9 protein-coding genes are annotated in these 11,107 nt (G+C 46.0%); all 9 read right to left on the bottom strand.

Annotated elements, in window-relative coordinates; translation table 11 throughout:
- Positions 1-9: 9 nt before the first annotated feature.
- The gene (gene pcrA / locus VP97_RS11145) at positions 10-2,202 is read right to left on the bottom strand and encodes a DNA helicase PcrA (RefSeq protein ID WP_050181926.1); all 2,193 of its coding nucleotides are present in this window, start codon (positions 2,200-2,202) and stop codon (positions 10-12) included.
- Between the two features lie 40 nt (positions 2,203-2,242).
- On the bottom strand, positions 2,243-2,935 hold the full coding sequence (pcrB, locus tag VP97_RS11150; RefSeq protein WP_050181928.1) for a heptaprenylglyceryl phosphate synthase: 693 nt from the start codon (positions 2,933-2,935) through the stop codon (positions 2,243-2,245).
- Positions 2,936-3,089: 154 nt separating this feature from the next.
- Positions 3,090-3,386 (bottom strand): YerC/YecD family TrpR-related protein, encoded by a 297-nt coding sequence (locus tag VP97_RS11155; RefSeq protein ID WP_050181930.1) that lies wholly within the window; start codon positions 3,384-3,386, stop codon positions 3,090-3,092.
- Positions 3,387-3,388: 2 nt separating this feature from the next.
- Positions 3,389-4,363 (bottom strand): DUF3048 domain-containing protein, encoded by a 975-nt coding sequence (locus VP97_RS11160; protein WP_050181932.1) that lies wholly within the window; start codon positions 4,361-4,363, stop codon positions 3,389-3,391.
- 34 nt (positions 4,364-4,397) lie between these two features.
- Positions 4,398-6,134, bottom strand: coding sequence for an adenine deaminase C-terminal domain-containing protein (locus tag VP97_RS11165; protein ID WP_050181934.1), 1,737 nt, complete (start codon positions 6,132-6,134; stop codon positions 4,398-4,400).
- Between the two features lie 549 nt (positions 6,135-6,683).
- Positions 6,684-7,949 (bottom strand): phosphoribosylamine--glycine ligase, encoded by a 1,266-nt coding sequence (gene purD / locus VP97_RS11170; protein WP_050181936.1) that lies wholly within the window; start codon positions 7,947-7,949, stop codon positions 6,684-6,686.
- Between the two features lie 15 nt (positions 7,950-7,964).
- On the bottom strand, positions 7,965-9,500 hold the full coding sequence (gene purH, locus VP97_RS11175; protein WP_050181938.1) for a bifunctional phosphoribosylaminoimidazolecarboxamide formyltransferase/IMP cyclohydrolase: 1,536 nt from the start codon (positions 9,498-9,500) through the stop codon (positions 7,965-7,967).
- Complete coding sequence (gene purN, locus VP97_RS11180) at positions 9,497-10,084, bottom strand: phosphoribosylglycinamide formyltransferase (RefSeq protein ID WP_050181940.1); 588 nt, start codon at positions 10,082-10,084, stop codon at positions 9,497-9,499. Before purN ends, purH begins: the two co-directional genes overlap by 4 nt.
- Positions 10,081-11,106: a phosphoribosylformylglycinamidine cyclo-ligase gene (gene purM / locus VP97_RS11185; RefSeq protein WP_050181941.1), complete on the bottom strand. Its 1,026-nt coding sequence runs from the start codon at positions 11,104-11,106 to the stop codon at positions 10,081-10,083. The genes purN and purM overlap by 4 nt, the downstream gene beginning before the upstream one ends.
- Between the last annotated feature and the right edge of the window lies 1 nt (position 11,107).

Here is an 11,107-nt window from a genome sequence, read left to right on the forward strand (position 1 = left end):
TTTGATCCTTTATACCTTTTCAATCGGCGCAAATTGCGCAAGAAGCCTTTTAATACCGGTCGGACTTGGAAAAGCAATATCAAGCTCTGTGCTGTCGCCGCTTCCCTTTACGGCCACAACCGTTCCAGTACCCCACTTTTTATGCGCTGCTTTATCACCAACCGTCCAATTCAGTCCTGCTGCTGCGCTTGTTTGCGGACGCATAACAGCGGGACGTGTTTTTTGGCCGAACGGCATCGCTTTTCTCGGCTGACGTTTTGGATTCTCCGATTCAAGCAGGTCCTCCGGAATTTCGCTGATAAAGCGCGAAACGGGATTCATATTTGTTTTCCCGTACAGTGTCCGCATTTCAGCATTCGTTATATACAGCTCGTTTTCCGCACGAGTAATGCCGACATATGCGAGACGGCGTTCTTCTTCCATTTCTTCATCATCCATAAGCGAGCGGCTGTGTGGAAAGACACCTTCCTCCAATCCGATCAAGAACACCACAGGGAATTCAAGTCCTTTGGCGGAATGCAGTGTCATAAGAACGACCGATTCTGTCGGTCCTTCCTCTTTGCCAAGCTGATCGATGTCCGCTACAAGTGCCAGATCGGTTAAGAAAGCAATGAGTGTTTTGTCTTCACTCGATTCTTCAAATGACTTGGTTACCGATAAAAACTCTTCGATATTTTCAATTCGCGTTTGTGATTCAATCGTTTTTTCCGCTGCAAGCATATCGACATATCCTGTCCGGTCAATCACTTCTTCCACAAGCTCTGAAACAGACAAATATTCCTGCTGCTGTGTGTAAATGTTAATGAGATCACGAAAATCGGCCGCAGCATTTGCAGCTTTACCGCTTAAACCAATAAAATCCACTTCTGCAAGAGCTCTAAACATAGAAATGTCATGCTCCTGCGCATAGCGGGCAATTTTATCCAGAGATGTGGAACCAAGTCCCCGCTTTGGTACATTAATGACACGCGATAAACTGATATCATCATCCGGATTGGCAATCAAGCGCAAATACGCAAGAAGGTCTTTGATTTCCTTCCGATCATAGAACTTAATCCCGCCGACAATTGTATAGTCAATGTTTGACTTCATAAGCGTTTCTTCAATTAAACGTGACTGAGCATTGGTTCGGTATAAAACCGCAAAATCAGAGGGCTTTCTTCCCGAGGCGGAAAGCTCTTTTATTTTGCCGGCGATAAACTCGGCTTCTGTTCGTTCACTATCAGCCCGGAAGTATGCAATCTTCTTTCCATCTGCATTTTCTGTCCAGAGCTTTTTCGGCTTCCGATTTGAATTGTTTTCAATCACTTCATTGGCAGCCTGCAGAATACGCCCTGTTGACCGGTAGTTTTGTTCAAGAAAAATAGCCCTTGCCTGTGGATAGTCTTTTTCAAAAGATAATATATTGGCAATATCTGCACCGCGCCACCGGTAGATACTTTGATCACTGTCGCCGACTACACATAAATTTTGGAACCGGCTCGCCAGCTGTTTGACAAGGGTATACTGGGACTTGTTTGTATCCTGATACTCGTCCACGTGGATGTACTGAAACTTGCGCTGATAAAACTCCAGCACTTCCGGCACCCGTTCAAACAAGCGAATCGTCAACATAATCAAATCGTCAAAATCAAGTGCATTGTTTTTCTTTAACCGCTTTTCATATTCCGTATATACATCAGATGTTACTTTATCCATATAGCCGCCCTGCTGACGCGCAAATGCTGCCGCATCAACTAAAATGTTTTTAGAAGAGCTGATCGCGCCCAGCAGTGCTCTCGGGTCAAACTTTTTCGGATCAATGTTTAAATCTTTTAAAATCGCTTTAATGACGGATAATTGATCCGCCGTATCTAAAATCGTAAAATTCCGGCTGTAGCCGATCCGGTCAATATCCCGCCTCAAAATACGCACGCACATCGAGTGGAATGTTGACATCCAGATTTCTTCAGCTGCGCCGCCAAGCAGTACCCCAATTCGGTCCTTCATTTCGCGCGCCGCTTTATTGGTAAATGTAAGCGCCAGAATATTATACGGATTTACTTCTTTCTCAACAATTAAATAAGCAATCCGGTGTGTCAGCACACGCGTCTTGCCTGATCCTGCGCCGGCCATAATAAGAAGCGGCCCTTCTGTTGTTTTGACGGCTTCCTGCTGCTCTGGATTTAAGCCGTTTAATAATCGATCTGTTAAAAATTGCATCCTGCCACCACCATTCGGAACGTTTGTTCTTTATTATACACTATTTTTGAACCGCCGCGACGGTTTTTAATGCCTCTTCCGGTTTCTCGTACACCGCATTTCCGACAACAACTACATCTGCAAACTGTCCGATTTCTTTCGCCTGATGGGCTGTTTGAATACCGCCTCCATAGAAAAATACCGTTTCAGTTTCTTTTAATACGTCGGCTGCTTTCTGCACGACTTCGAGATCACCATAGGTGCCGCTGTATTCTAAATAAAAAATAGGCAGCCTCCATAAGTGCCCGGCCAGCCGCGCACAGGCAATGATTTCATCTGTATCCGGCTTTTTTGAAACACCGGTTAGTTTCGCCGCCTTGCAATCGGGGTTAGCAATGCAATAACCCTCCACGATCAACTCGTTCGGGTCCATTAAATCACCGTATTCTTTCATCGCTTCTACGTGCAGGCCCGTAATCCAATCTGCGTTATCTGTATTGAGAACTGTCGGAATTAGGTACAGGTCAAAGCCGGGCGTCACGATTTCAAGAGATGAAACTTCCAGCACGCATGGTAGTGGATACCGACGCACCCGCACCATTAAGTCCAGCACATTATCTAATGTCACGCCATCAGAACCGCCTACTACAATAGCATCTGTTCCAGATTCGCATACAAGCTCGAGCAATTCATCATCTATCTGTTTATTTGGATCTAACTTAAACACATGCCGCCACTCGCGAACATCATACATGTGTACTTCCTCCATTCATTCAACTACAACTTCGTATTATATCATGAAACAGCGCGCGCTTCATTTGTCCAACATGCCTTTATTGTTCGTCGACTTTTGAAAAAAGCATCCTTTGAATAAAAAAAAGCAGCCCTATAGGGAGCTGCTTTTTGCTTTACTCTTTATCATAAACACGTTTCAGCACAAATTCATAGCCGTCATTTCCATAGTTTAAGCATCGTTTTACACGAGAAATGGTAGCGGTTGACGCACCCGTTTCCGTTTCAATTTTATGGTAAGTTTTACCTTCCTGAAGCATACGTGCCACTTCAAGACGCTGGGCCAGTGATTGAATTTCATTTACTGTACACAGATCATCAAAAAAACGGTAGCATTCTTCTAGATCATTCAGCGAGAGGACCGCTTGAAACAGCTGATCCAGCTCCTTTCCCCGCAACTTATCTATCTGCATAATTAACTTCCATTCCCTTCACCATCTATTTCTACATTTACTGCTTTATTTAAACCTGTTGAAGCCGGTACAACGTGAATCCATGTTTTTCCCGGCACGAAGGCTGGGCCGCTTTCTGTATTGGGCACAATCCGCCCGTTTTGGCTGCGCCACTTCACCAGATTCATCACACCTTCTTGAAAAAGAAACGCATCACCGCCAGATGCTAAGTCAATATCGAGGCGCCCTTTTGCATCGACTACCCGGTGGTCTGCTTCAATAACAAAAACATTCTCTGCTTCAATATCGATTTGGTCTATTTTACGGTGGTATGTATGACCATCGTACTCGTATCTCGATTGAAACAAGTCATTTGCTGACGGACGAATGGAAAACACAGCTGCCGAATCACCGGTTAACTTCTCCGCTTCTCCATCCGATAAAAAAGACAGCCGCGGCGGTGCATCATCTAAACTATAGCCTTTTTCCTCGGCAGCATGAAACGCCTCTTTCATATCTACGTATGAGTTGTGAGGTGATTTTCGCGATGCATCCCGTTTAAATACATCGCCGTCATGTTGAATGCCGTTGATCTGATCGACTTCACCCGAAAGCAGCATATCCTGCGCTTCCGGGCTATAGCCATGGGCTAAAAATAACGCATCATATCCTTGTGAAAGCTCTACAAAGTAATCACGTGCACTTCGGACCGGGCCGGCTTTATCCGGATATTCACTTTGGTAGATGGCTAAAAAACGAGTAATGCCGCCTTCTGTTAAAATTTCGTATACAATATCTGCTTTTTCAAGCGCTGTCTGTGGACGGGCTGACGGATGATTACTAATAACAACCGCTACAGCCCGGTGTGCATTATTAGGCGATTGGATCCCTGTTAAAGGATTGAGTTTACGCTGTTCATTCGTACTGGCAGGCTCGGCGCTTGAACAACCGCTAATTAAAACGGCTGCTGCAGCCATTGCCATCCATTTTTTTTTCATATCGACACTCCGAAAATAGTTTTACTTTACTATTTTAACGCATTATCGTTGGAAAGAGTATCGTTTTCTTCATGACGTCATATATCCCCTGTGAAGTAAGACGAATATAAGGCAAGTGAGTAGACGTTAAAAAAAGCAGGGAATAAATCGGATCTTCATATGGATAGCCGCGTGCTGATAAGAGTTCCCGCAGCTTGGCTTCCTGTTTCATTACCGTTTCAAATGGCTGGTCAGACATGATGCCGGACAGTGTCAGCGGGATTTCATGGATGATTTTCCCATTCTCTGCAAGAACAATACCTCCGCCAAGCTCTTTCACCCGGTTAAACGCCCGCTTCATTTCTTCTTTAGATGAACCAATTAAAACAATATCCTCTGTGCTTGAAAACGAGGAAGCAAACCCCTGTACGTTTGTTGCGAACCCTTTGATAGTTGTATTTACCCGCCACTTGCCTTCGTAATCAAGAAGAACGAGGTAATTCTGATCATCCTCCATATAAAAATGCTCACCGGCCACGTCTTTCACGACACTGCACGGCTTGGTGATCACGTTGTTAACCATTTCAATACCGAATGGCATTGAAAATTGCAAATCATCTTCTTGCAGCTCCCAGTCCATCCTCATTTTTGTATGACCGAACCTCTGCCAGGCAACAGATGGGAATGGGCTCGCTTCCAATCCGCTTTTTTTCACCCAAATGCCTCTTGACAGTACTGCTTCGGGTGTTGGATCAAATTCACTTGTTAAAATGTTTACACTTGCCAGGCGGCCGGGTGCGATCATACCATGTATATGTTCCATTCGATAATACCGAGCAGCGTTATATGATGCCATATGATAGGCCTCAATCGGCGGTACGCCATTTTCGATGGCAATGCGGATTAATTTGTCCGTTAATCCATCTGCGCAAAAAGCAGGAGACGGTCCATCTGTTGTCAGCATCATCATATCATACTGATCCAGCCCGAGTTCCTTCATTTCGGTCAGCAGCTTTTCAAGATCTGGACGGATGGATGAATGGCGTAGCGTCACCATCATACCGTTCATCAGGCGCTTTCTTACATCTTCTCCAGTCATGGATTCGTGATCACCGTCCGCCCCAAACAGAGTCATTTTTGTAAGGGTTTTTTCAGAGGCGCCAGGAAAATGACCTTCAATTCGTTTATTCGCCGCTTTCGTTTCCTGCATCCAGTACAGCATCATATCATCGCCATTTAATAGCTTCGGCCAGCCAGTCAGCTCGCCGCCTTGAATGACACAATCATGTTTCAGCCATGCGCTGACATTACCATTTGCAAATACATCATCTTCATTATCAAGTTCCGTCTGGGCATCATACCGGCACCACCAGTACGTCGAAACCGGCTGTTTGTTTAGTTCCTCTATCAAAGAAAACGCTTTCTTTTTTGTAAGAGCCAGCAGCATCATCAAGTTGTCATTAATAAGAGTAGTTGTTCCGCGCTTTGCCGCATATTCAGAAAATGTTTTTGGATTATAAATCAAAAATGGATGAACGTGCGGCTCAATATAGCCGGGCACGATTGTTTTTCCTGTGCAGTCAACGATCTCATCCGCTTGGTCCGGCAGTTCGTCACCGATGTAGACAATACGGTTTTCATAAATCCAGATGTTCCCCTGCAGCCACCGCTTCATCGCCGAGTGTAGATACCGTGCATTTTTCAAAACAAGTGTCGGCGCTTTTTTCCGGTCTACTACGGCAACCTGTTCACGTATTTTTTTGTTTCTCCATCTATGTGTTAAATCAGACATACCAATCGTTCCTTTCAAAATGAGATCGCTTTCAACTATGCGATTGAACTCCATCGTAACATAGATCACACAGTAAAGCATTAAAGAATCATCGATTTTGTGAAAAAAGTTCGAACTTTTGGCAAGAAACTTGCATTAGTCTGATTTTCGGGACAAAACAGGTAAATTCCCTTCTTTTTTTGTCCCGATTTAGCACAAAAAGCAGAGGGAAACTCCCCCCTGCTTTTTGTATGCAGACAAAATCTTTCGCTTTTAAAAAAGAGCCGATAAGTGGTGGAGAAGATCCATAAGCAAGGATCGAGTAGACGTTTTCTCTTTTTTAAACAGAAAAATACGACCTTATTAGCTTTATACCATCTTGTCGCAAGCCACTTGGCGGCGGGAGGGCAGCGGAGACCGGTAGAGCCGCTAGGCGAAGTCGGGCTCAGCGCCTGTCCCATGGAAAGCGGAGCTACCTCGACGCCGTTGCTCCATTCCCTTCATTTACACGGTCATCCATATAATTTGTCTATAGATTAAAAAGCAGGAGGAAACTCCCCCTGCTTTCTTTTATAAACGGGCTTTCGCAATAGCGCGGCTGCCGATATCCTTACGGAAAAAGAAATGTTCCGTATCGATATGTTGTATTTTTTCATACGCGTTTTGCTGAGCTTCCACCGGGTTTGCCCCACTTCCAGCAACAAGAAGTACACGGCCGCCATTCGCACGGATCACGCCTCCATCTGCATACGTGCCAGCATGGATAACCGATCCTGCATCAATAGCCTGGAGCCCTTTAAGCTCATTGCCTTTCTCGTATGCTTCCGGGTAACCCTTCGCTGCCAGAACAATACCGAGAACGGATTCTTCTTTCCAGGCTAGTTCAGGATTTTTGCCATCAAGCACATCAAGCATCACCTGAACGAGGTCATTTTGAAGACGCGGCAGTACCACCTGCGTTTCCGGATCACCAAAGCGGGCATTGAATTCAATCGTTTTTGGTCCTTCTTCTGTTAACATTAAACCGGCAAAGATAATTCCCGTAAACGGACGGCCTTCCGCAACCATGCCTTTTGCGATCGGACGGAGAATCTCTTCTACCGACTGGTCATGAATGGCCTGCGAAATATGCGGAACCGGTGAATAAGCACCCATGCCGCCTGTGTTTGGACCTTCGTCATTATCGAATGCACGCTTATGATCCTGTGCTGCTTCCATCGGATATACATTTTCGCCGTGAACAAATGCCATAAGAGAATATTCTTCTCCCTGCAAAAATTGCTCTACAACAACGCGTGCAGAAGCATCACCGAATTTTTTATCGAGCATCATATCATCCAGCGCCGCAAGCGCTTCGTTCATCGTCATCGCAACGGTAACGCCTTTTCCGGCAGCCAGGCCATCCGCTTTCAAAACGATCGGTGCACCCTCCTGCTGGATATATGCTTTGGCTGCTTCGTAATCTTCAAAAGACTGATAGCGTGCCGTTGGAATATTGTACTTTTCCATCATCATTTTCGAGAAGGATTTACTGCCTTCTAAAATAGCCGCATTTTGTTTAGGACCGAATACTTTTAGTCCTTCGCCTTCTAAATAATCCGTAATACCAGCAGAAAGCGGATTTTCCGGACCAACAATGACAAGGTCAATCCCCTGCTCTTTTGCAAAAGCAGCAAGATCGGCAAAATTCATTTCATCAATATCAACAATTCTTGCATCCTGCGCGATACCGGCATTTCCCGGCGCACAAAAAACAGTTTGAACAAGCGGGCTTTCCGCCACTTTTTTACAAATGGCGTGCTCGCGTCCGCCACGTCCTACAACGAGTACGTTCATGAGAAAAGCCCCCTCTTAATGTTTAAAGTGACGAACGCCTGTCATTACCATTGTAATACCATATTCGTCCGCTTTTTTAATGGAATCTTCATCCCGGATTGATCCACCCGGCTGAATGATTGCTGTAATGCCCGCTTTAGCAGCTGCTTCGACTGTGTCATCCATTGGGAAAAATGCATCTGACGCAAGAGCAGCCCCTTTTGCTTTTTCAGCGGCCTGTTCAAGCGCAATTTTCGCAGCACCGACGCGGTTCATCTGCCCGGCGCCAACGCCAAGAGTCATTTTGTCATCTGTAACAACAATGGCGTTTGACTTAACATGCTTCACAACTTTCCAGCCAAGCTTCATAGCTGTCCATTCTTCTTCTGTCGGCTGACGTTTTGTCGCAACTTTCACATCTGCATCTGCAAGAGACAGTTCATCCAGATCCTGCGCGAGCAAGCCGCCTTCCACAGATGTTAACACTTTTTCACCTTTTTTGCCGTTTGCAAAATCAAGTGTCAAAAGACGAATGTTTTTCTTTTGCGACAATATGTCAATCGCGTCAGCATCAAAAGATGGTGCAACAATGATTTCAAGAAAAATTTCATGCAGGTTTTCGGCAAGCTCTTTCGATACCGGACGGTTCAGTGCCACAATGCCGCCAAAAATAGAAGTTGGATCTGCTTCATAGGCGCGAGCATACGCTTCTTCAATTGTTGCTCCTGCACCGACACCGCAAGGGTTCATATGCTTCACGGCTACTGCAGCCGGCTCATCGAACTCTTTGACGATTTGAAGTGCAGCGTCAGTATCGCGGATGTTGTTGTACGACAGCTCTTTTCCATGCAGCTGCTTAGCTTGTGCCACAGAGAAAGAAGAGCCAAGCGGCTGTGAATAAAACGCTGCTTTTTGATGCGGATTCTCACCATAGCGAAGTGACTGCTTCAATTCATACGTAACGGTCAGCTTTTCAGGGTTTTCTTCCCCGGCAAGATCTGTCATAAAGCCGGCAATCATCGCGTCATAAGCCGCTGTATGGCGGAACACTTTTGCTGCAAGCTTCCGGCGCGTTTCGAGCGTTGTTTTCCCTTCGCCTTTCAGCTCGGACAATACTTGATCGTAATCATTTGAATCCACAATTACAGTTACATACTCGTGGTTTTTCGCAGACGCACGAAGCATCGCCGGGCCGCCGATGTCGATGTTTTCAATCGCATCTTCTGTTGTCACATCCGGCTTTGCGATCGTTTGTTGAAAAGGATACAAATTCACACAGACGATATCGATTGGCTGGATATTGTGCTCTTGAAGCTGCTTTTGATGATCCGGCTCGCCATGTTTCGCAAGCAGACCGCCGTGAATAAGCGGGTTCAGCGTTTTCACACGACCTTCTAAAATCTCCGGAAATCCAGTTACATCGGTTACACCTTTTACCGGTACACCTGCTTCTGCAAGCATTTTTTTCGTGCCGCCTGTTGACACAATTTCATAGCCAAGCGCCGCAATTTCTCTCGCAAATTCAGTTACGCCGCTTTTATCTGATACGCTGATTAATGCGCGTTTCGTCATCGTGTTTGTTCCTCCCTAAATCCATTCAAAAGTTTGGTAATTACGTTCGGATAAAGATTGTGTTCAATTCGCTGGATCGCTTTTTGTACATCATTGCGTGTCATGCCAGAATCGATTCGTACACACTCCTGGTCAATAATCGGGCCGGTATCCATACCTTCATCGACAAAATGAACCGTAACGCCGGAAATCTTCACTCCGGCATCAAATGCCTGCCCAATTGCATCTTTCCCTGGAAACGCGGGGAGAAGAGACGGGTGAATGTTTACGATCCGGTTCCGGTATGCATTCAGTAAAACAGGGCCGATCAAACGCATATAGCCGGCCAGAAAAATAAATTCGACTCCTGCCTCCTGCAAGCGGTCCACAATTTCACTCTCAAACGCTGCTTTTGATTCGTATTGTTTCGGCTGGAATGAAAACGCCGGAATATCGAGTGCTTTTGCGCGTTCAAGTACGTATGCATCCGGTTTATCGCAGACGAGCAGGGCGATTTCAGCAGGAACCGTTCCTGCTGCCACCGCCTCGGCAATTGCCTGCACGTTGCTTCCGCTACCGGATGCAAACAGAGCAATTTTCGTCATTGAACGGTAACTCCTTCGCCGCTCACAACACGTCCAATTGTATAAGCTGTTTCACCAGCTGCTTCGAGTGCTGCTTTTACGTTTGCTTCTTCTTCTTTCGATACAATCAATACAAAGCCGATGCCCATATTGAAAATATTGTACATTTCCTGGCGGTCAAGCTTTCCATACGTCTCAAGTACATTAAAAATGTCCGGTACCGGCCATGAACCAGCTTCAATGGCAGCTCCAAGACCTTTTGGCAGAGCACGCGGAATATTTTCCACAAATCCGCCACCTGTAATGTGCGCCATCCCATTTACAGCCGCTTGCTTTAGTACGGATAGAACCGGCTTCACATAAATACGTGTTGGTTCAAGAAGCGCTTCTCCAAGCGGCACGGAAAGGCCTTCTACCTGCGCGTTTACATCAAGGTTATGTGTGTCAAAGAAAATTTTGCGAACGAGTGAATAGCCATTGCTGTGAATCCCGCTTGAGGCAAGACCGATCAGCACGTCGCCTTCTTTTACATTTTCACCTGTTACAACGTTGCTCTTTTCAACAGCGCCAACCGTAAACCCGGCCATATCGTATTCTTCCTCATCGTAAAGTCCCGGCATTTCTGCTGTTTCTCCGCCAATGAGGGCACAGCCCGCCTGCTCGCAGCCGTCCGCTACGCCTTTAACGATTTGTTCAATTTTTTCAGGCACCGCTTTTCCGCATGCAATGTAATCAAGGAAAAACAGCGGCTCTGCTCCCTGTACCACAACATCATTCACGCACATCGCTACACAGTCGATGCCAATCGTATCGTGCTTGTCCATCATAAACGCAAGCTTTAATTTTGTGCCAACGCCGTCTGTCCCGGAAACAAGAACCGGCTCCTTTAACTGCAGTGCAGACAGATCAAACATGCCGCCGAAGCTGCCAAGCGCTCCCATTACACCGGCGCGCTTTGTCCGCTCCACATGTTTTTTCATCCGTTCTACTGCTTCGTACCCTGCCTCGATGTTTACACCGGCTGCTTCATACGATTTTGCCATT

The sequence above is a fragment of the Domibacillus robiginosus genome (assembly GCF_000966195.1).
In the GTDB taxonomy this organism is placed as follows: Bacteria; Bacillota; Bacilli; order Bacillales; family Domibacillaceae; genus Domibacillus; species Domibacillus robiginosus.

What these genes read in the sequence shown, in the direction of transcription:
- VP97_RS11165 (WP_050181934.1), bottom strand. Translation starts at nt 6,134, where the DNA reads ATGTCTGATTTAACACATAGATGGAGAAACAAAAAAATACGTGAACAG.
- purH (WP_050181938.1), bottom strand. Translation starts at nt 9,500, where the DNA reads ATGACGAAACGCGCATTAATCAGCGTATCAGATAAAAGCGGCGTAACT.
- purN (WP_050181940.1), bottom strand. Translation starts at nt 10,084, where the DNA reads ATGACGAAAATTGCTCTGTTTGCATCCGGTAGCGGAAGCAACGTGCAG.
- VP97_RS11155 (WP_050181930.1), bottom strand. Translation starts at nt 3,386, where the DNA reads ATGCAGATAGATAAGTTGCGGGGAAAGGAGCTGGATCAGCTGTTTCAA.
- purM (WP_050181941.1), bottom strand. Translation starts at nt 11,106, where the DNA reads ATGGCAAAATCGTATGAAGCAGCCGGTGTAAACATCGAGGCAGGGTAC.
- purD (WP_050181936.1), bottom strand. Translation starts at nt 7,949, where the DNA reads ATGAACGTACTCGTTGTAGGACGTGGCGGACGCGAGCACGCCATTTGT.
- pcrA (WP_050181926.1), bottom strand. Translation starts at nt 2,202, where the DNA reads ATGCAATTTTTAACAGATCGATTATTAAACGGCTTAAATCCAGAGCAG.
- pcrB (WP_050181928.1), bottom strand. Translation starts at nt 2,935, where the DNA reads ATGTATGATGTTCGCGAGTGGCGGCATGTGTTTAAGTTAGATCCAAAT.
- VP97_RS11160 (WP_050181932.1), bottom strand. Translation starts at nt 4,363, where the DNA reads ATGAAAAAAAAATGGATGGCAATGGCTGCAGCAGCCGTTTTAATTAGC.